This is a genomic window from Croceimicrobium hydrocarbonivorans (assembly GCF_014524565.1).
Lineage (GTDB): Bacteria > Bacteroidota > Bacteroidia > Flavobacteriales > Schleiferiaceae > Croceimicrobium > Croceimicrobium hydrocarbonivorans.
Genome location: NZ_CP060139.1, coordinates 2,514,038 through 2,533,833, shown reverse-complemented (window position 1 = coordinate 2,533,833; position 19,796 = coordinate 2,514,038). Strand labels below are relative to the sequence as shown.

The 19,796-nt window shown below is 39.2% G+C and carries 29 protein-coding genes; all 29 read right to left on the bottom strand.

The window, feature by feature from the left end; translation table 11 throughout:
• Positions 1-507: a hypothetical protein gene (locus tag H4K34_RS11515; protein ID WP_210757532.1), complete on the bottom strand. Its 507-nt coding sequence runs from the start codon at positions 505-507 to the stop codon at positions 1-3.
• Positions 504-2,288 (bottom strand): zeta toxin family protein, encoded by a 1,785-nt coding sequence (locus tag H4K34_RS11510; protein WP_210757552.1) that lies wholly within the window; start codon positions 2,286-2,288, stop codon positions 504-506. Before H4K34_RS11510 ends, H4K34_RS11515 begins: the two co-directional genes overlap by 4 nt.
• A gap of 722 nt (positions 2,289-3,010) precedes the next feature.
• A complete protein-coding gene (locus tag H4K34_RS11505; RefSeq protein ID WP_210757551.1) occupies positions 3,011-4,246 on the bottom strand; it encodes a hypothetical protein in 1,236 nt (411 codons plus the stop codon).
• On the bottom strand, positions 4,243-4,788 hold the full coding sequence (locus H4K34_RS11500; protein ID WP_210757530.1) for a lysozyme: 546 nt from the start codon (positions 4,786-4,788) through the stop codon (positions 4,243-4,245). The genes H4K34_RS11505 and H4K34_RS11500 overlap by 4 nt, the downstream gene beginning before the upstream one ends.
• A gap of 143 nt (positions 4,789-4,931) precedes the next feature.
• Positions 4,932-5,288, bottom strand: coding sequence for a hypothetical protein (locus H4K34_RS11495; RefSeq protein WP_210757529.1), 357 nt, complete (start codon positions 5,286-5,288; stop codon positions 4,932-4,934).
• Positions 5,285-5,485, bottom strand: a complete 201-nt coding sequence (locus H4K34_RS11490) for a hypothetical protein (RefSeq protein ID WP_210757528.1) — start codon at positions 5,483-5,485, stop codon at positions 5,285-5,287. The genes H4K34_RS11495 and H4K34_RS11490 overlap by 4 nt, the downstream gene beginning before the upstream one ends.
• Positions 5,486-5,695: 210 nt before the next feature.
• Positions 5,696-5,836 carry a hypothetical protein gene (locus H4K34_RS11485; RefSeq protein WP_210757527.1) on the bottom strand — a complete coding sequence of 47 codons (141 nt, stop codon included), beginning with the start codon at positions 5,834-5,836 and terminating at the stop codon, positions 5,696-5,698.
• Positions 5,837-5,855: 19 nt separating this feature from the next.
• The gene (locus tag H4K34_RS11480; RefSeq protein ID WP_210757526.1) at positions 5,856-6,377 is read right to left on the bottom strand and encodes a hypothetical protein; all 522 of its coding nucleotides are present in this window, start codon (positions 6,375-6,377) and stop codon (positions 5,856-5,858) included.
• Between the two features lie 41 nt (positions 6,378-6,418).
• Positions 6,419-6,667, bottom strand: a complete 249-nt coding sequence (locus H4K34_RS11475) for a hypothetical protein (RefSeq protein WP_210757525.1) — start codon at positions 6,665-6,667, stop codon at positions 6,419-6,421.
• 1 nt (position 6,668) lies between these two features.
• Positions 6,669-6,854: a hypothetical protein gene (locus H4K34_RS11470; RefSeq protein ID WP_210757524.1), complete on the bottom strand. Its 186-nt coding sequence runs from the start codon at positions 6,852-6,854 to the stop codon at positions 6,669-6,671.
• 2 nt (positions 6,855-6,856) lie between these two features.
• Positions 6,857-7,141 (bottom strand): hypothetical protein, encoded by a 285-nt coding sequence (locus H4K34_RS11465; RefSeq protein WP_210757523.1) that lies wholly within the window; start codon positions 7,139-7,141, stop codon positions 6,857-6,859.
• A 1-nt stretch (position 7,142) separates the two neighbouring features.
• Positions 7,143-7,664, bottom strand: a complete 522-nt coding sequence (locus H4K34_RS11460; protein ID WP_210757522.1) for a hypothetical protein — start codon at positions 7,662-7,664, stop codon at positions 7,143-7,145.
• Positions 7,665-7,732: 68 nt separating this feature from the next.
• Positions 7,733-8,362 carry a hypothetical protein gene (locus H4K34_RS11455; protein ID WP_210757521.1) on the bottom strand — a complete coding sequence of 210 codons (630 nt, stop codon included), beginning with the start codon at positions 8,360-8,362 and terminating at the stop codon, positions 7,733-7,735.
• A 140-nt stretch (positions 8,363-8,502) separates the two neighbouring features.
• Positions 8,503-8,871: a hypothetical protein gene (locus tag H4K34_RS11450; protein WP_210757520.1), complete on the bottom strand. Its 369-nt coding sequence runs from the start codon at positions 8,869-8,871 to the stop codon at positions 8,503-8,505.
• A gap of 82 nt (positions 8,872-8,953) precedes the next feature.
• Positions 8,954-9,145, bottom strand: a complete 192-nt coding sequence (locus H4K34_RS11445) for a hypothetical protein (RefSeq protein WP_210757519.1) — start codon at positions 9,143-9,145, stop codon at positions 8,954-8,956.
• A gap of 63 nt (positions 9,146-9,208) precedes the next feature.
• On the bottom strand, positions 9,209-9,808 hold the full coding sequence (locus tag H4K34_RS11440; protein ID WP_210757518.1) for a hypothetical protein: 600 nt from the start codon (positions 9,806-9,808) through the stop codon (positions 9,209-9,211).
• Positions 9,809-10,012: 204 nt separating this feature from the next.
• Positions 10,013-10,849, bottom strand: coding sequence for a hypothetical protein (locus tag H4K34_RS11435; protein WP_210757517.1), 837 nt, complete (start codon positions 10,847-10,849; stop codon positions 10,013-10,015).
• Positions 10,849-11,196, bottom strand: a complete 348-nt coding sequence (locus H4K34_RS11430; protein WP_210757516.1) for a hypothetical protein — start codon at positions 11,194-11,196, stop codon at positions 10,849-10,851. The genes H4K34_RS11435 and H4K34_RS11430 overlap by 1 nt, the downstream gene beginning before the upstream one ends.
• Positions 11,193-11,462 (bottom strand): hypothetical protein, encoded by a 270-nt coding sequence (locus tag H4K34_RS11425; RefSeq protein WP_210757515.1) that lies wholly within the window; start codon positions 11,460-11,462, stop codon positions 11,193-11,195. The genes H4K34_RS11430 and H4K34_RS11425 overlap by 4 nt, the downstream gene beginning before the upstream one ends.
• A gap of 294 nt (positions 11,463-11,756) precedes the next feature.
• Positions 11,757-12,023 carry a hypothetical protein gene (locus H4K34_RS11420; RefSeq protein ID WP_210757514.1) on the bottom strand — a complete coding sequence of 89 codons (267 nt, stop codon included), beginning with the start codon at positions 12,021-12,023 and terminating at the stop codon, positions 11,757-11,759.
• A 719-nt stretch (positions 12,024-12,742) separates the two neighbouring features.
• Positions 12,743-13,258: a hypothetical protein gene (locus tag H4K34_RS11415; RefSeq protein ID WP_210757513.1), complete on the bottom strand. Its 516-nt coding sequence runs from the start codon at positions 13,256-13,258 to the stop codon at positions 12,743-12,745.
• A 13-nt stretch (positions 13,259-13,271) separates the two neighbouring features.
• A complete protein-coding gene (locus H4K34_RS11410) occupies positions 13,272-13,799 on the bottom strand; it encodes a hypothetical protein (protein WP_210757512.1) in 528 nt (175 codons plus the stop codon).
• 127 nt (positions 13,800-13,926) lie between these two features.
• Positions 13,927-14,796 carry a DNA cytosine methyltransferase gene (locus H4K34_RS11405; protein WP_210757511.1) on the bottom strand — a complete coding sequence of 290 codons (870 nt, stop codon included), beginning with the start codon at positions 14,794-14,796 and terminating at the stop codon, positions 13,927-13,929.
• On the bottom strand, positions 14,789-14,929 hold the full coding sequence (locus tag H4K34_RS11400) for a hypothetical protein (RefSeq protein ID WP_210757510.1): 141 nt from the start codon (positions 14,927-14,929) through the stop codon (positions 14,789-14,791). Before H4K34_RS11400 ends, H4K34_RS11405 begins: the two co-directional genes overlap by 8 nt.
• A 103-nt stretch (positions 14,930-15,032) precedes the next feature.
• Positions 15,033-17,858 (bottom strand): hypothetical protein, encoded by a 2,826-nt coding sequence (locus H4K34_RS11395; protein WP_210757550.1) that lies wholly within the window; start codon positions 17,856-17,858, stop codon positions 15,033-15,035.
• Between the two features lie 222 nt (positions 17,859-18,080).
• Positions 18,081-18,278, bottom strand: a complete 198-nt coding sequence (locus H4K34_RS11390; protein WP_210757549.1) for a hypothetical protein — start codon at positions 18,276-18,278, stop codon at positions 18,081-18,083.
• Positions 18,279-18,532: 254 nt separating this feature from the next.
• A complete protein-coding gene (locus H4K34_RS11385; RefSeq protein WP_210757548.1) occupies positions 18,533-18,787 on the bottom strand; it encodes a hypothetical protein in 255 nt (84 codons plus the stop codon).
• Positions 18,780-19,565, bottom strand: coding sequence for a hypothetical protein (locus H4K34_RS11380; RefSeq protein WP_210757547.1), 786 nt, complete (start codon positions 19,563-19,565; stop codon positions 18,780-18,782). Before H4K34_RS11380 ends, H4K34_RS11385 begins: the two co-directional genes overlap by 8 nt.
• A complete protein-coding gene (locus tag H4K34_RS11375) occupies positions 19,562-19,795 on the bottom strand; it encodes a hypothetical protein (RefSeq protein WP_210757505.1) in 234 nt (77 codons plus the stop codon). The genes H4K34_RS11380 and H4K34_RS11375 overlap by 4 nt, the downstream gene beginning before the upstream one ends.
• Position 19,796: the final 1 nt, after the last annotated feature.

Below are 19,796 nucleotides of genomic sequence, written 5' to 3'. Positions count from 1 at the left end.
TTATTCAATTTGATTACTATTCATCCAGCTCCAAGCAATTTCTACTTGAGGCTGAAAATTTCCTTGCCATTGGCTAATGGTATCGTAAAGAGACCCATAATCACCAGTACCCCATCCACTCACATCTAATCCTTTGATACGCTGTTCCCAGTCATTTATAACTGCAATCTTCTGATTGTAGGAAAGTGAGTTAAAGGTGGCAAATGCATTATTGATATCCGTACCATTAGGAGAATACCAACGATGGTCCTGAATAGTTTGATAAAGTCGATCGGTTACAGATTGAGGATTCCATGCATTATCACCGGTCCCATCTGAAACATATACCTTTCGAACAACATCCTTGGACCCCGTATTATCGGAATTATCATCTAAGCCAAAAAGTCGAGTGAAGAAACCCGGCTCACTACCATCGGAACGACCCTTGTAGTAAACAGCTATTAGAATAATTAGAGCCACTAAAATGGCTACTGCTACGGCTTTGTTCTGTAAAATTAAGCTTTTCATTTACCATTCCATAATTGTTGCCAAAAGCCTCCAGAGGAAGAATTAGCGGGTTCTAACTTTTTGATTTTTCTCGGTTTGATGGTTGGTTTTGTTTCATCTGGAGCATCTATTCCAGGTAAATCGTATGCCCCGGGATTTTTTGCCCATCGGAATAGGCCGTCAGCCGTAAGAGGCAGTACCTTTTTATTAATCTGAGATCCATCTATTTTTTGGCTATTGACTTTTCTTAAGCGATTAATCTTTTCCGCAAAATTCCTCACTTGGTTTTCTGATAAAATCAAGTATTCATTGATTTCTTTACGAATAGTACCTATCGAATCTCGATCTGCTTTTGAAGGCTCACTTTTAGATGGTTGATTAGCTAACTTTCGCCTTTTCGGAAGCTGCATTCCTCCCTTTTCAACAATCTCTTGGGTTTCACCATTCACTCGAATAAAGCCATCCGCGCTCTTAATTACTTCATCATACGCTTCAAGGCCATTTTCGTAAATTTCATCTATTACCGACATCGGAACATAACGCCCTGAAGTTTTGTATCGATCTAATACCCTTTGTTTGCTTAGCTCCTTTGGAACTTGGAGATAAATCACAAATACCTGGTACCCTAAATCCTTAAGTTGAGTTACTAAGGGCCCATACTTTTTGGCCTTATTCATGGTGCCATCATAAATAAGGTCATATTCACAAGGCTTGCCAATTTCACGAATCAGTTTTTTAGTGATATCGCTAGTTTCCTCATGCGTGGCACTTGCATTCCATCCCTTATATTCAGGCAATTTTGCCCTTACTTCATCTGCGTCAATGTGATAAACACTATCAGATAAAAGCCAAGGAGCAAAGTTTTTCAAAAAGGTGCTTTTACCTGCTCCAGGTGCTCCGCCCGTAAGAATTGCAATTGGCTTTTTACCACCGGTACATTTTGCATCCTTCTTAAACTCGCCTATTATTTTGGCATGCAGCTTTAAGCGATCGGCCTGGTATTCTCCTGCCTCATTGGTATGTTGCTTTTTTGTTTGGGGTAAGTTGGCTATACAGGATTCTAATTTGCGAATGCTTTCAGCATCAATTAACCGTTTACCGTCCTTCATTGGAGGACAGCCAATAATCTCTTTAAAATCATCAGCCGCTGAAACCTCCTTAATAGCTTCCTGAACCTGCATAGCCTGGCCCGTGTAAATCTTTAGCCCATAACCTTTGACCTGTCCTTTATCCAGTGGCCAGCTCTCCAAAATATTTCTAGTGCGCTTATCAAAGCTTGAACCGTCTCGCATCTCAATAAAGATGTGATGATCAGATCGGTTTTCTCCTGAAGTTTTGGTACTAACTTTTACGGCATTTCCACCGCCTAAATTCAATAGGTTTCGGATAGAAGCGGCCAAAGCTTTTAAATCTACTTTCCATTCCTTTTTCTTTGGATCAGAAATAGGATTTAGTGTTTTCTTTTTGCTTTGGTTTACCTTAAATAAATCTTCCCAAGGACCTTCACTTTTAATAAAAGAAAGCTTGGCTGTTTTAAAAATGGCATTATCGGTAACCATGCGCTGCCATGCCTTCTTACTGGGAGCCCATTTAAATCCACTTTTTTTAAGCTCATCCCTGGTATTGGCATCCGGCTTATCATCAAAGAATATCTGAATACGATTATCTAATGCGTTTAACACGACTACACCACCATCAAACTTAACTTCTGGTGTTTTCCCTGATTCCGCAATCTTACTTTTAACTTCTAACTCCTTAATGCGCTGCTCAACTCGCTTGATGTTCGCATTATTATTGCTCATTTGATAGGGCTGAATAGGAGCCGTTTCATAACTATAGTCCGGTTTCCAATTTCGTATCCTTTCTTTCACCACATCGGATAAGTCTTGGCTATCTAATGATGATGGGTCCTTTTTAAACTTTCGATAAGCGGCATTAATCGCTCTATAGTTTATCTGAAGATCTTTTAGCGCTTGAAGTTTTTCTTTTTGCCGACTCAGCTCCTCAGTTGGGTTATCAGTTGGAAGTGGCTCATTTATGAGTTCTTTCTTGATTCGAGCTAAGGCCTTAGAATCCCATCGATTCCATTCTTTTACTTTGCGTTCTTGAACATCACCTCGCTTTCGATTTCGGGCCGTTGGGAAATTTGCTGGACCGGTAACCATGGAGCTTGCAATTCCACTTTGACGATGTAAATAATCAGCCGCATAACTGCGATATTTTTCTAAATATCTATTAAAAGCAGGGGTAACTAACTCTTTAGTATCATGCTTTTCGGCTAGTTCAATAAGTTCTTGCTGTATTTCATTTAAATACCTTTCATGCTCAGCCATAAAGGAACGACCACGACGATCCGGAGACATACTTGAAGCATACCAGGCAGAAATTGCAGTTTTATACATTCGACCAGTTGGATCCAGTAAAGGATATGCATTTTCCTGCTCTCCTTTTTTGTTTTTACTTGGATCAAACTTTTCAACATTGGCTTTATTATCTTCTCGAACTGTCTTTCCTGATGGTAATTCTAAAATGTAAACCCAACGATCAATACTGAAAAAATTTCCTTCCAGAAATCCACTTCTTTCACCTTTAAACCAAAGTACTTCTGGCCATCGTAAATTAGGTTTGCTAAATCTCCCTTTTCTACAATTTTAGGAACTTGGCTTTCGCGATATTCGCGATCAGTTAACCTTTCAGTTTTTTCTTTGATCTGTTCAGATGGTTTTTTCTTTGCAGGAATTTCCTCAGATTGACTAAATAAATCAACCACCGTTTCCCGCTCAATTTTTCCCTTTTGCTGACGCAATTTATTTTGATCTTCCATTTTACGAAGAATTGCCGCTTCGTACTGGGTAATTTCTTTTTGAAGAGTAGAAATGATTTTTTCAGCATCCGGAACTTTTGCTTCCTTAGCTCTAATAATATTTTGTCGCTTAGCTTGAATGCGCTTTTGAAATTCAGTAATATCCTTTTCTAAGTCCTTTAACTGCTCTGTTATAGGATCAGTCAAGGCATTTGCGCTGATCCTATTTTCAAGGTTCAAAGCTTTATTAGAATCAAAATCAATGCGGTTTACTCGTTTATCAACCAAATCAAAAAACTGATCTTTGCCTTGCTTTAAAGCAGACGGCTTACCCTTATAGAAATAATTAAAAAGCTCCTGTTCATGGCTATCGGTAAGTTGAGGCAGCACTTTACGCAACTGACCTACCCACCTCGAATTTCTTTCTAAATAGGGAAAAGAACGAGCGCTAGATTTGCTCAATTCCTCAACAAATTGGCCTTTGGGATTTAAATAGCTTAAATCTTTAAGCTTATTCAGTTTACTTTCGGGCTTAAATATTGACAGTAATTTTTCACGATTAAAACCTTTGGCAACAGCCCTACGATAAGCTTGAATATCGGACACTAGTCCTTCCTCCGTACTCCCTCGATTACTTTCTAAAGTAGCATAATCGATAGCATCATCTAAATCACCTAAGAAAAGTTTAGCCGGCATTGTTTTCAAATCCGGTTGCTTTCCTGATTTGTAAAGCCTTTCGGAGGCTTCAAACCGAGAATGTCCAGAAATTACAACATACTTTTCTCTTTCCGCATCATACCACAATATGATAGGCTCAGCACTACGGTCATAAGCGCCTTTTGATACAATTGCCTTAACTGTATCTTCAGAAAATTCGGATTGCCTACCTTGAAAAAGTTTAGGATCTACAATGATCTTGGAGCGATCAATTTCTTTGACTTCTGAGAATCGTTTCACGAGGCAAAAAATATTTCTGCCTCTTCACGTCGGCGGGTTAATAATCCAGCTAGTAATTGACCATTTTGGGAAGTATATCGAGAAGTAAACCAGTGATAAATATCATCAGGATGCGCATTTTCATTCACCAATTTCATTAACCTGGTACTACCCCCAGTATTAAAGGTGTGAGACACTAAAGCATCAAATTGGTTTTGTGTAATGGATCGCTTTAATCGCTCTCTAACCCAGTGTTCGGCCTCATCTACATCATGCTCAAAAATTAAATTAGCCTCTTTTTGGGTAATTCTGGAATTTGCATTCACCGGAAATTTAGAATCTGAAGTATGACCATAGCCAATAGTCCAAACGCCTCCAGGGTCGCGGTATGCATTTAACCGCAATTTTTCTTCCTGCTTGATGTAGTTTTTAATATCTCTGGAGGCAAAAAGTAAAGACCCCGGTAATGGAAAGTTTTTGCGTAAGTAGTAGAACAGAAAAAGCCCAAGCGCTACCGCTCCGGCTCCAATTGCTGAATATTGCAATACCTTAGATTGCTTCACGTTTTACCGCTTTACTAAAGCAGTACCTAGCATCACTCCTAACGTAATTGCCAGAAAAATGCCAGCAGCTAAATAAAGGGATGATTTTACATCTACTTCATGTTTTAGCTTGATAGGTCCACCTTGTGTTAAAAAATCCATTTTTAAAAACTAAATTCCGAAGCGAACTGCCTTTGGCTAATAGGCCCATAAGCTATATCCGACTTTCCAAGGGCTTTCAAAGCTTCAGCAGTTAGAGGCCCCCATAGCCCATCCTCTTCTAATGGGGGTGCTGCAATAGGAAAGCGATTAATAGCAATCTGAAGATTTTCAACCAAATTGCAAGGCTCACTATTTCCGTATCTAATCGGCCAATCGCAGGGTACAGGAGGCACATTGGCATTAGAGGAACCCCCATTAGATGTATTTGTGCTTTTACCTCGTTTAAAAAGACTAAAAACAGCTAATCCAATAATTACACTAGCCAAAATTACCAGGCCCCAAACCTTGAAGGATTTCATAACCCTAGCGCATTGCGAGCCGAATTAGGCCCTGTAATATTTCCTTGAGTACCGGGAGAAATAGCGAAAATTCCCGTTTTATAGCTATTGGTCGCTACCTTGGGTAAAATTTTCTGCCCTTTAAGATATCGATCAATAGCCCATGCTGTTAACGCTAATACAACAAGGGTAACAATAATTAATCCTGTCCCTTTCATACAGCTACACGGGTTCTTTCTCAGAAACTGATACACTCAATTTCTTTGAATTGTAATACCAAAGACCAGCACCGGCCACTACCAATACTACTCCAATAATAATCCAAGTTTTACGATTCATCTTTCCAAATTTTACGTTTTGCGTATTCTACACTAATCCCTACCACTACAGCAATAAGGACCGTCAAAAGGATATTTTTAAATCCTTGGTTATTCACCTTCTGCGGCAGCTTTTTCCAATTTGCGTTCAGTGATTTTAGTTTCTAAGTATCGGCTACTTAGAGCAGCTAAAACACCACCAACAATAATGGCACCTGCGATGAAAATGAAAGTCTTACCAGATAATTTCATGGTACTGATTTTTAGTTTATTATTTTGGTGTTACCCCTAATTGAATTTGAGGGTAATTCGTTTGAGGATTTACCACAGAAATATTGCCAGTGGGCGTTGGCACCACTAAAATTTCTTTTCCCGGTTTTTGTCCATTCGTGGTTAAAGTCCATCCTAATGGGAGGGCTCCTAATGATCCATCTTTGACGCGTTTTACTCCAGCCTCTGCTAAATTTTTGTTTAGCCAATTCATGTAGGATTGATCATGAATGCGATAATAATCTTTGCCGGTTGGCTTTGTCCATAACCATGCTCGAAGCCAATTGCGCAAACGAGGATTATATTCCGTTTCAAACCAAACCAATGCATTTCTGCGGGCTTTTTCAGTTTGATTCGCCTTCCTAGCTAATTTTGCCTGCTCTTGCATCACCTCCAGATTTGCTAACTGAGTAGCAGCATCCGCAGACATTCCTTCAGCCTGCGCTTCCACAATTTTTAATTCTGCAGCTCTTTTTCGAGCCGGTAGAAAAAAGAAGTAATAACCAAAAGCTGCTAAGGCCAAAGCAATTACCAGGTATAATAAACGTGATGCCTTTTGGTCCATTAGTCTCGTAAATAATAGATTAGAAATGCTGCACCTAAAACAAAAAGCACAAGCATTGTTAAAATCTCTTGATATTGCCCAAAAAGAAACTCGCGTTCCTTTATACTTCGGTCAAATAATTGCTGATCATAGGCTTTAAATTCGCCGTAAATTTCATCCCTACGGTTTTCCTCTGCACACTCGGCACCTCGGGTTACTGAGCCCCAAACCGTATGACATCCTGCCCCAAATGATAACCAATTCGCCATTTTACTTTTTTCTAAAAAGCGCGAAACCCACAACAGCTATTACCGCAAAAACCACTACTACCGTCAAATAGAATGGAATTTGGGAATAGCTATTGGGTACCACATAGGCGTGCGCATTAGTATTGTTAAGTTGCTCAGTAGCTGAGCCCAGGCCTTGGCCAATCATTTGTGCTGAAGCTGGATCCACCTCTATCGCTTTTTAATTAGGTAAAAAGCTAATACTGCGGCTAAAACCAGCACAATGAGCACAATCCATAGAGTTGAATTACTCTTGGATTCAAAAACAAATGGAGGCCCACTTGGATTACGATTGGCAGCATTTCCACCATTTCCAAATAAACCCGTTGCTGTTGTTCCCATAGTATTAAAAAATGCGTTCCAGTTAAAGCTACTCTGCTTTCCGGTAGCGGTTTGATCAACCACTTCAGTAGGATTGGATCCGGGAACTTCTGTTGAATTAGGATCTAAGTTCATTTTACCACTTCTTGATAAGGATGATTACTAATAAAAGAGCTATGCCTACCAATAGCAGGGTTTTAACTCTTCGGATTGCACATACCTGACAGCGACTGAGTGGTAAGTTTTGGGTGCTGGTGATCGGAGGATATTCTAGGCCTTCTACAAAATCACTTTGCGCCTCTCCCAAACTTGCGGCTGAAGTCGGGTAAAGCGTGGACCAAGTAGCTTTATCCGGAGTTAAGCCTTTCCGATCAGCAACCACACTAAATGTCTCCAAAAAACCCGCATCACTAGCCTCATTATCTGGATTATAACTAAAAGGAACGTCAAAAATGAATATCAATTGAGAGGGATTCATTTGAGGTGCTACTTGCAGAATTAAGTCGAGCAATTCAGGGTTTCGTGCTGGACCATTAATAATCCCCTCATCCATCAGTTTTTGACTGATATCTTCAGGATTATTGTCAGTGGCTACTTTTGCAAATAGCAATGGCTCTTCAGCCAAGCGTATGGATAATTCTTGTGGTGTAAGTTGCATAGGTCTAATTTTCTCGTAAAACAAAAGGCCGGACCCTTAAGCATTGCTCAAGGTCCGGATGAGAAATATTAGCCGCCCACTACTGAGTTCAGCACTTCGCCAAAGACAAAGTCAACTGCAATGGTAGTGTTTGCACCTACAACAAAAGTCATGGCTGAGAACTGATCGATATAAAACTGCGTATCGATAGTTTGAATCAGCGTGTTTTGCTGAGTATTACGCTGATACTGGCCAATGTTTAAAGGTCTAGTAACGGAAGAACCATCAATTTGACCCTTATGCCATTTCACGGCCTGATCAAATTGTGCGGCACTACCGGTGGTAACGCGATAGTTGAAACCTTTGAAACTAGAAGGCCGATGTTTGAAAAACTCCTTAATTAAGGCATTAGACAGTCCGCCACTCCAAGAAGTTGGATCTACATAAGTGCCTCCCAAAATACCGGCATTAATGCCCAGTGGATCAAATAACATAACTGTAACCGGGGTTGCAGTCTCATTAGCATAATTGGCCGTAATGGTTTCCGGCATAATATCGGAACCAAAACCAAGGCCACCACCTTGCGCTACTGCACCAATATTACTAATGGGCCGGTTATTTACCTGGCGACCAATACTAGCTTGTTTGTAAGCTTGCTCATATTGAGCAGATGGCATTACTTCCACCGCAAGAGCCTTACTAGGTTTTTGAATTTTCATAATCTGAATGCTTCGTTTGCATTAAACTTTTCTCGAAAGTCATTCAGAATTATTTCCTCGTAAATGAATCAGTTAAATTGATAGAAATAATTAGGCTATTTATACAGATTAACAAGGTTTTAGCTAAAGTGGGCACTTTATCAATTTGATTTTTCGGACGGAGCAATGCCATATACATCACCTTCTACAGTAAATGTGCGAAAAGACATTAACAAAAAACCCCATCGACGTTCTCTAATAACGACGTTCTTCATATACTCACCGCCTGGTACCTCTCGAACTGCATCATCAATAGCATCTTCAATATCAGGGGAGCTCCAAGGACCAATAAACAGTATATTATCAATGCTGCTATCTGTTCCCTTCACGTACCTTTCTAAAAGCACATGGGTTTTACGATCATCTAAATCGCGAGTAGACACCGTAGTAAGATCAGCGATTCTTTGAGAACAGCTATTTAAAAATGCCATGAAGACGATAGCAATAGGCAAAACTTTTAACTTCAACATAATCAAGAAATTTTATTCCTACCAATTAACAAAAAAAGCGGCTGATCAAAAATCAACCGCTTTTTTCTAAAGTTTAAGCTATCTAAGGCTTTTCAATGATGGATAAGTAGTGATTTTTCAATAATACTAATCCATCCATCACATCGAAGCGTTCAGCGGCATTCATGCCTACGAAGGTAGGGGATTCAACTAAGCAGATCATCGCTTTTTCTACACTTTGCATTGCAACCTGAGGAGATAGTTTAGCTAGTGGGTCGAGGTCTTCTGTACTCATAGATTATGGTTTAAATTTACTATTAACGACGCTGACAGTGCTTTTTGTTGCCCCCTAGCTCTGTTACTCAGCATATTCAATGATCTTAAAATAGTACTTATTTTTTTCTTGATGCGCAATTTCATTTACCTGCCGTTGTACTTCAATCATTTTCTCCAGGTCTTGAAACTTATCTCGATGACGATTCAAATTGTCTTTTGTTCGAAACAAGAAAATAAGGTTTACGAAATCATAGAACTCTGGAGGCGCATGCGTAAGCCCATGCATTGCAATGGTCATATTTACATTTCGATGGCGCGAACTTATAAAGGCATTACGCACTTCTTTAGTTAGTCCATTGCTAGGTAAATAGCCTTTAATGTCATCGCATACTATTAGAATGTCATCACAGTATTTTAATACCTCTCCAAATTCATGCTGATCCGTACAGTCAATGGCTGCAAGTTTTCCTGGAGGAAGACTGGGAATATTTTCCGGCTTAATTCTTGGTACCGATCGAAAAGTTCGCTCGTATTTAGAGGAAGGAATTACTACAGCACGTCCACCAGATTTTAGCCATGCCATTGTGAGCTCTTTTTGCTTGGTGGATTTACCAGTTTTCCGAACGCCGGCAAACAAGGCTATTTTAGCCTCTTCATCATCTATGCTGAATCCTATACCCATTGCCTGGACCATTTGAATTAAAATAACACCAAAGCATAAAACCAATGATGGCAACAACAATCCAAATAGATGGATGAGAATCTAACCATGTAAGGACGTAATGCATTGTTTTAGTGTTTAGTTAAAAAAGGCCCGGGGCCTTCATTCCCGGGCCGAAAGCCGAAATAATACGGACAAAGAACGTTCGCGAAAAAGCCCGCGCAGCTATAAATTAGTAATCCAATCTTTGTTCATCCCCTTTTTACTGTAAATACTCATTTGACGCGCCCAACTGAGAGCCGCGTTTTGATCGGCATAGTCTCCCCTTGTAGCCGAAATTTGGCGATCTTCAAAATACCAATGGTATTTACATAGTCCGGTTGGAACTGGATCTACTCTGAATAAAATTGGTGCTCCTTTTTCATTGGCCTCTCGGTTCCATTCATGCATTTTCTCCTCTAAGTCTACAATAGTATGCTCATCGACTTCTTCTAATACATGGGCCTCCTCAATATCAGTTTCTTCTTTCTCCCTTTGCTTTCTATTAGCGGCACTTTTACGATTTATTTGTCTGTATTTGTGGGCTTCGTAAGCCTTTGGCAGTAAGATCATTGCTAATACAATAATTACCATCCACCCGGGACTGATATCACCATCAATAGTTTCAAAATATTCTGCAAACGCATCTTCTACTTCTGTCTTTTCTTCCGGATCAAATTTGAACATATCCCGATTTGGCATACCGGAATAAGCTTGACAGGAAAGACTTACAAATAAGTTTATTAGGCTAGTTACTAATCGAGCACTTCTACGCGATTTAGCATCAGGCCCATCTTTTGGATCTGATTTATCACTAGTATTTATACCCTCATTCTCATCAATGGGCTTTCCCTCAGCATGAAGAAAGTTGCTGAAATCCGAAGGTTTAGCCTCTGAGCCCTCAGTCTTTGTCTCAGCAGTTTCATTTTGCTGTGATTGGAGCTTAGCACCCGTTCGACGTCCTTTATCTGAAAAGGCCGAGGTTACATCCTCTATAGTAAGTTCGCGATACTCTGTAGTCATTACTGGCGAATGGCATTAATCATAGTTACCAGGCATTGAATACGATCGCTTTCCGGGTAATCTGGACTATCAATACGCTCTTGAATTAATCGCTCCACTAATTCAATAACTTCTGGGGTGGCCTTTAAGCACAAGTAGCCTTCAAAAATCGATTGTTGGCCTTCTTGGAATCGATTAGTAAGCATGGTTCCCAAAGCCTGTTCGGCTTTCTCTGCATCTTCATCATCCAAAGCACTAAACCAACTAACGGGATTTGTAGGATCAAACTCAGGTAAAATTTCTTCCTTTGAATTTAACTGATTAAGTGCCTCAATACTTAATGTTTTATCTACCAGTTCTTCACTCATAAATCAGCATCTTTTAAAAGTTCGCTTAATGCATTTTCCACTGTTTTGGGTTCATCCCAAAGGTTGCGTAGGTATTCACCCTTTGCATTTACAGTTACCGGCATAACCAAAATTTTACGGGTTTTATTCTCTGGCCAAAACCACATCATTACCCGATCTTCGCCTTCTTTTAAATCAACTGATTCAAAGGCATCAAATGCCACTGTCATACCATCACCAAGCAACGGTAATAGTGATTTTATTGCCATGCGCTGAATTGCATTCATGCTTTCAATTTGTTATATCGATATTTAACTCGGAAGCCTCCAGATAATGCCGCGACTACTTTACTTTTTTGTAAAATTTTGATTGAATTAAGGTGGTCCAAAGTTGAGCGAAGCCTAAAGCCAAAATTGGTCCGTTGTCGAGGGGAAGATGAATGCAAATCAATCTTGAAATGACCAATTACATAATCGTGAATTTGTTCTAGGCTAAATTCTGATTGTGGATTGCACATCAAAAAATCTAAAATGACCGGATGTAAATTACTCCGATTAAGATCATCGATCCGAAAAATGGTTTTACTGTCCATTTTCTTGAAAAGGGTCCTTTACATTAGTTTCAACAACGGTAATTGCAAAATGATCTTCCTTTTTTGGGTGGGGTAAACGACCTTTTACCAGGTACAAGTTGGTTTTACCTAATGAAATAGTATCATTTGGTAAGTAATAGTTAACCGCCTTTAATTCTTCAATTAAGGGCACGGCTTCTAATTGCTTTTCTCCATTCAGAGTTAAGGCTGATGAAACCCTTAACAAATCCACTTTGTAGGTTATTTTCTTTTGCACGCTCATACACTTTACTCATGCAAAGTAATGCATTGATGTTGAATTTTCAATCATTAGGCTAGAAATTGATTTTTTTCCGGTTGTTATTTCTACACTTTAGATCATCTAATCTAAAGCACGAAAAAAGTGTGATTCTGTATTCAATTAGCCATACAACATGAAATCAATTGAAATACAATCAATTAGATTATTACCAGAACTTTGTATTTAGATGCTTCTACCTGGTAGAAAAGTGTATTTGATCGATGCATGTAATTTTACGATTACAGAAAAAGTGTAATTGAAAACTAAAAGTGTAATAAAAAGGTAACGCCTTAAGTAGTTGTATAATAGTGTTTTAACTTTTTAAGTTACATTATTACAATAATTTTTAAATAAATATATATAAAGGGGAAAAGGGGAAAAAGGGTCTTTGGAACCGGGTCAGAATTGGAATAGGCGCATCAGAACGACCAAAAAAGGCGAGCAATAAAAAAGCCCCTGAAATAGGGGCGATCAGAGGCGAGCAACTGTAATTTATAGATACTCTGGCATCTCACTATAAATTATGCCTCCATTTAGCTCCTTTCGAATTTGTTGATAATGGACTTCCCTACAATGCCAGCAAACTAATTGGCCGGTCCTGGTATCTCGAAATCCATCAAAAAAAAGAGGGTTCTTAGCACTTATGAGAGATTGAGTGCAATAATCGCACTCTTTGTCTGTAAACAAATTCATAGCTAGTACATTAAAGGCGTCCAATGAATGATTTTGCCTTTGAAGTCTTTATTGAAATAGTTGAAGAATGCCTCAACAGTTTCGAAACCGTCATTTCGTGCTAGATTTTCGATAGTAAATGCACAATTTTTAATCTCCCCATTTATCCAAAAACATTCTGATGATCCGCCATCAATCCATACGGTAGCCTTTTCTAACTTGTTTCCGCCTCTTTGAAGAATCTTTAAATGCTTAATTACTATTTTCTGAACAGAACGGCATTTTACTACAGGCGCAAATTGTTTTCTTTCGGGTGTCCGATTGTTAATCACAAAATGAATATCTCTACCAGCGTGCCATCTATCCGACTTATCCTCTCTTATTGTGTGGTTTTTAGGCGGATATGTTCTTAAGGCGTCAAATTTCGAGTATTGTATCCAATCATCAGAATACACCTCTAGCTTTGGAAGTGAAGCCCATATCTTTTCTACAAAATGCGTTGGTTCACCATTGATTTGTTGGGAGAATGCTAAAGTCATATCCTTTTAATTATTAGTGTTTAAAGCCTTCATTTTTAAGCATGTTAACATCGAAATGACGAATCATATAGGTTTTCTGAAACCAATATTCTGGCAACGTATTAGGAATGTGCTGAGCTGGATAGAAAACTTGAAGCTCTTGAGCTAAAACTTTGACACACTTAAACTTTAAATCAATTTCAATGGCTTGATCTATTTTATCAAAGGTTCTCGATCCGATGTAGGTGAGTTGATCCCCGATTAACCTATATTTTTTTGTTTCACAGAATACCTTTGCGCCAAATGGAACATCCACACTACAATCAACCATTATAAAGTATCTATTATCAGCCCATTTTACAGAGGCCAACCGCTTCTTTAGCTTTTCGATCGAAACAAGTGGAGAGAACATAGGCACTTCGAATGTTTTTTCTTGGTGACGATATTCTGACATTTCCAATATCTCACAACGATCATCTATATCGGGATAGCGGTGGTAAAGTGATTTAAAAACCTCCTTATCATTAATGATTAGTTTCTCTTGGGTTTGCTGATTTTCCATAGTAAAGCTTTTGGTTATTGATAAGGAAATTTCCAAATGAAAAACTCTCCATTTTGGCGCTTTTCTTCGTTTACTAATTCAGCTAAGTCGAGTAAGAATACTTCTGAATATGGTGTAAAATTCATTTTCACTTCAATATTGATTTCATCCATAAGAAAAACTCGTAGGCCAACTGAGGAACAATTGCATTTCCCATTTCGGCTATTCGGTTGTTTCTATCGGCATAGTCCATCCCTTCGGGTAGCCCATTAAGCATTCGAATAATTCCGGATTCAATAATGTCCCTGGAGATATTCCCATGTGCAGAAGGGCCGAAACCAAAGTACCTTGATACCCCTTCCGACAATACTTTTGACTGGGTGGCATTGTGCTGTTGGTGGAGTCGTTGACTGTCGGGGTAGGTATCAAAAGGCCAAAGATCAACTGGCTCGATAGGTTGGCGAACTTCTTTTGATGGGCTATGCTTGTTCTTTTCGCCGGATTGTCGGGCCTCTGACAGCTTTCGGTTGGGGTCATAAGCGACAAGCCAAACTCTGTCCCGACGATGGAGCGCTCCAACGGCTTCAGCTGGTATAGTGTACGCTTGGCAGGTGTAGCCTTCACTTTCCAAATCATCAATCTTCCGGTCAAGGATGCCGTTGGTAATCGTTCCAACAACGTTTTCGTTAAGGACGAAAGATGGGTGTAAGGCCCGTACAATTCTAAATTTCGCTGGCCAGTTGTAGCGGTGATCTTCCGTGCCTTTTCCCAAGCCTGCCAATGAGCTTGGCTGGCAGGGGTCTCCTCCGCAAATAATGTCGACTGATTCGAGTTCATTAGGGTCGATTTCGTTTATATCCTTTTCAATTATCCTGTGCCCAAAGTTTCGTCTGAGTTTGGCGCAACAATGCTTGTTAAAGTCGTTGCTCCAAACTGGAGTAAGACCTGCCCACTGAGCAGCAAGTTCAAAACCACCGTCTCCGGAGAAGAGGCCCCCAACTGTTAACCTCCTATTCATAACCTTTACGATGCCTTTCTAAAATGTAAATAATGCCCTGCTTAATCATTGCCAGAAGGTCCTCTTTTGAAGTTTCCGCACGCACAAACTCAAACCACATCACCCCTTCTTTGGTCCGAATCCAGTAGGGCATATTCAAAATTTTAGCGGATTTCTTAAAATCCACAAAATCTTTAATGCTTTTACACTGTACTAGGGTATGCACATGCTTTACAACCGGTGGATTTGTAGTTTCTTTAGAATGGCACATCATCATCTGATATATCTTGAGGGTTTGAATCAAGGGATTTACCATGCAAATCGAACAGTTCTTTTTTAGCTTGCATGTAAATATGCTCTGTGCTTTTTGCAGGTGCACCTACTGTTCGAATCAGGCGTTTTTTATCATCCCTGCCAAGTGCAACAGGATTTAATTCCCATCCTCGATATTCTGCATAAATCCATAGAGCTTTAGTGAACTGGTTGATTTTATTGAACTTTGTGCGAACTGCCCCTGGAAAATGTTCCTTGAAATTATCGTATGCTTCTTTCTTGATTATCCATTGATCAGCGTATGAATCCGGAGCAAAATAGACATCTGCCCAGTCTTTAAAATCTTGGGTCATTTGAGTTAGTTGAGAGCGCTTGGTAACGTTCTCCATAGGTGGATCAATTTTTGGGTACTTTAAAAAGACCTGTAGGCATCTGGCCATGGTATTGATAAAGTGATTCCACTCATCTTCAGTGAAGTCCTTAAACAGGTTTTTACCAAATTCATCTTTAGGGCTCCAGGATCTACCATATTCACCTGATTTATCCTCGTGATAATAATCCGAAAACACTGAAAAAAGTAATCTGCGATAGGTAGAAGGAGAATCGTCCCTTAAGGCATAGTTTGAGGTAATGGCCAATTTAGGGACATCCTCAAACGGTATTTCATACTGTTTACCATGCTTCGGATTAACCGTCATTTCCCCGGTAAGCTGTGAATAGAAAAAGTCAAACTTCAGATACTTATTCGCATCATCGACTAGAATATAGTTGGTATGGCTAGTAACATTCTCATAAACGTGTGGATTTTCAGTTAGCTTCGGGTTTCGTCCCTCGAGAGTAACAGACTTCATAAAATACCGCACGGCCTTATATGCAATGGACTTTCCGGAACCTCCATGAGATTCACCATCTTCACTAATTTTATTATCCATAGCAAAAACGGCCCACGGCTTGGAAGGATCCTTATATCGGTGCAACAGATATCCTAAAGTGTAAATTTTATTAATTAAGTGTAGCTTTTCCTCTTGGCGCTTTTCCGGAGCTAATTTTTCTCCTTTACGCTTTAAAGATTGCTCTTCTTGCCAATGCACACGGCTAGTATTCCATAAGTAACGCAGGAAAAGGCATTCTTTATTTTCAATTTTAATATCATATTCACCCTGCTCATTTCTAGTAATGGTAAAAGGGTCAGGAAGAACTTTCACTTTATGATCAATCACTTCATCGGCCCAAACATTACATTCTATTTCGCCTGGCCGGTAATCCTCAATTTCATCCTTGGTAATTCTCCATACACGGTTTTTGAAAAACATTAATTGGCTTTTCTCCGTATAATCCTTAAAATCAATGTTTTTTAAGCGAAGATTAGATAGTGATTGCTCTCCTAAATGTTGACGCGATCGATAGAATGCATTTCTTAATGCCGGCTCGGCTTTATTGCCTTCAAGAAATTGATTGATGAAAGCTTTAATTTCCACATGATCAATTTCCTCTACTACTCCATTTTGTACACGGATATAGATATACCCTGTTTTTACATTAGGTAGTTTAAATCGATAGAATCCATTTCCTTCGAGGAAATTATAAAGTTGTAGATTGTTGACTTCATATTTTCGAATCCACATTTTTTCAATTGTAGGATGCTTTACCAAGCGCACATCCCACATACGATATGGCACTGCTACCTCAATTAACTTTTTAAGATCATACGCTTTATAATAGTTCAGATATTCACGCACATCTTTGCAAGGATTACCACGGTGGTCCTTTTTCTTAAGTAGGTCCATAGGCAACCGTATTAAATGCAAGTCCAAATGTTGCATTCCAAGCGAATGTTGCACCTTTAAACCAGTTGAATCAATATCTCCCAGGTAATAGACTTTGTAAGCCAATTGCTGAAGCTTTTTCATGTCTTTAAAAGTGATTTTGGCAGTTTCCGAATTAAACCAAACCACAGTACACCCGGTAGCCGCTTCCGTCGCTAATGCATCACGATCTCCCCCACAAATAATAATTTCCGGCAGCTTTTTATCTTGCCGGCTTTCCGCTTTTTCCATTTCATCCATAGAATCATACTCTACTTCTGAAACATCAGCATTTAGCTTATCAAATCGCTGTTGAGCTAAATGTAAGCCCATTATGTAGCCGTTAGGACGTTGCCCATTATACCGGAAGCGCTCGGATTTCTTTAGCGCCTTGGGCTCCAGTCTTTTATTCCATTCATTTTGGCCACTCTCAAAATTGAATTGAAATACAGGATAATGATCGGTGCTTTTCCAAATATGCTGAACTAATTCACCGGTTTTCTTATCCTTTGAAACATAAGTGTAGCTTTCTAAACTATATAAATGGTGATTTCGACATAATTCTCTCGTAACGCCAGGCCCTAATACCAAAAGCTCATTATCAGTAAAATCCTTGATCTTATAGAGGTATTGGTTTTCCTCCATGCCATCCTCTATCGGTAATTTCTCATATCCGCGATCAAAACCTAATGATTTACCATCTTCACCCTTTACACCATATTTGCGTGCTAGAAATAGTAGAGCGGTGCGGTATTCTTCAATACCCTCTTCGAGCATGCAGACTTGAATACCGTTGCGGTGTTCACCATCACCACCAAAATCGGTAACAATCCAGTTACCATCACTTGTTTGCTTTAAAGAAGCTGAAGCGGTTTTTTCGGAATCCCTGATTTTAAATTTTTGACCTTTCTTATCGAGTGCATCTTGTGCATTTTTATAGTAATCTAAGATGATTTGAAGGCCACCATTAGTTTTAGCAAAGATTTCCTGCTGATCTATATACATCCGATTATTTCGTGTTGTATTACCTAATTACATAATTGTTGTACTGAAACCTGCATGATAATGCAGACTTTAGGATGATGCACTGTCTATTAAAAAGTGCTTGAATGCTTAAGAATTAAGCAGTTTTCGAATCTTTTTCAGCCTGGGCTAATAGATCCATACAATCTTCTGGTAAAGCAAAATCATCTAAAGGAGGGAAAAACGGAGGTGAGAAGCTATTGATCATTGCCCCCTTTCTTTGCTAATTAGATTTGTACCATGCAAATCAAAACCCTGCTGCTTTGGTCCTAAATCCTTGGTTTGCATAAAATTTGCTTTAACCTGATTGAATAACCAACCATCTACCGATTTACTAACATTGTTAGTTTCATCGACTAATGAAATTTTACGCGCTTCCCGGGCTCGAATAGCCATGTCCAATCCGGTTTTAGCTTTATATGGTAATCGAAATTGGCTTAATTGCTTTGTCCCTAAGTCATAAAAGTGACCGGATGAATAATGTTGCCATAGTGCAAGTCTATACCTAAAATGCTTACTTAAACGATCGGCATCACTATAACAATCCGCTGCTTGCAGAACAAAAACCAAAGAAGTAGGCGAGGCAATATGAAAAAGGAAAGTCCACTTATAGGAAAGATGGCAAGAATAATCTAAACGCTTGTCTTTTACTATAACTAGTCGGCAGCAGCCAGCTTCTCGTAAAAACTTAAAATATGAAGTAACGCTATTTCAGTAATTGAATCATGATCAGCAAAAATCAGTAATTCCCAAGGCACGTCCGAATCTTGGTTACAGAGGGCTTTTAAAGCAATATGATAGGTGTGATGCATTTTGCGAATCGGCATACAAACCGAAAGAACTGGTACAGCATCATAAAGCCAATTTTCATGCACCACTATATTGAATAGAGTATTTTCCTTTTTATGCATCTTGCTTTACTATTTTTGGTTCTACATAAAAAGCTTTGGCTGATCGAATCAAAAGTTCTAACTTGCGAATATTCTGATCTGGTACACTTAATTTCTCTAAGTGTTGAAACCAAACCCAATTATTTATATTCTCACCGTGTTTTAGAACAAAAACCACGGTATCATCTTCGAAACTCATGGGGATTAGTGATATCTCTCTGTGTAGAGCAAATAATCTACGGTCTAATGCCGCATCTAATCCAGAATTCATAATGCGATCGTATAAGCTTCCCTTTAAGCCTTGCATTACAACTTGACTTAAGAAGCGAGCAGATCCTAATAGAGGAAGTTTACCAGGTCCAAAATAACTGATAGGCGTATTTTGATGAACGATCTCTCGAACAGTGGAATAAGTGCTACAGTCTGTATTTATTTTAACTACAGGAGCTTCCCTGGTTCCACAAATAGGAGCATTTAACAATGCAGTTTCGATATACCCTTTAGTCATTAAATCATCACTGCCAATAATGCAGTACTGATCATAACCTTTAGAAAAGGCTCGTTTTGCAGCCTTATTAAATTTTCGACTTACAGGGTGGTTTTCAACTTCCACCCAAACCACGGATATACCATAAGCTTTGGAAAACTTTTCAAGGTGCTGTTTATGCTCAATCTCATTTCCGGCTACGTAAATTGTAAAATCATGATCTAATGCCGAAAAAATTGGAAAGTGGTGCTGCAGCCAAATTGCCCAAATCAATGGACGCTGCCAAACGGCTGTCAATATTGCCACTTTCATATTGAAGCAGGCATTTTGGAAAATTCAGCCAATTCCTTTGCCTTCATTTCCCTCAATAGCTCTCGAATTTCTCCTAAACGATGCCGTATTTTAAGATACTTTATCGATTGGTCGGTTTCACTCGCGGCCCATGAGTAGATATCAGGAATTTCCATTCCTGCCGAATATCTTAAGGCCATGCCTTTTCGCACTTCTAAGTGCGCTTTCTCAATTATTGTATTTTTGCTCATT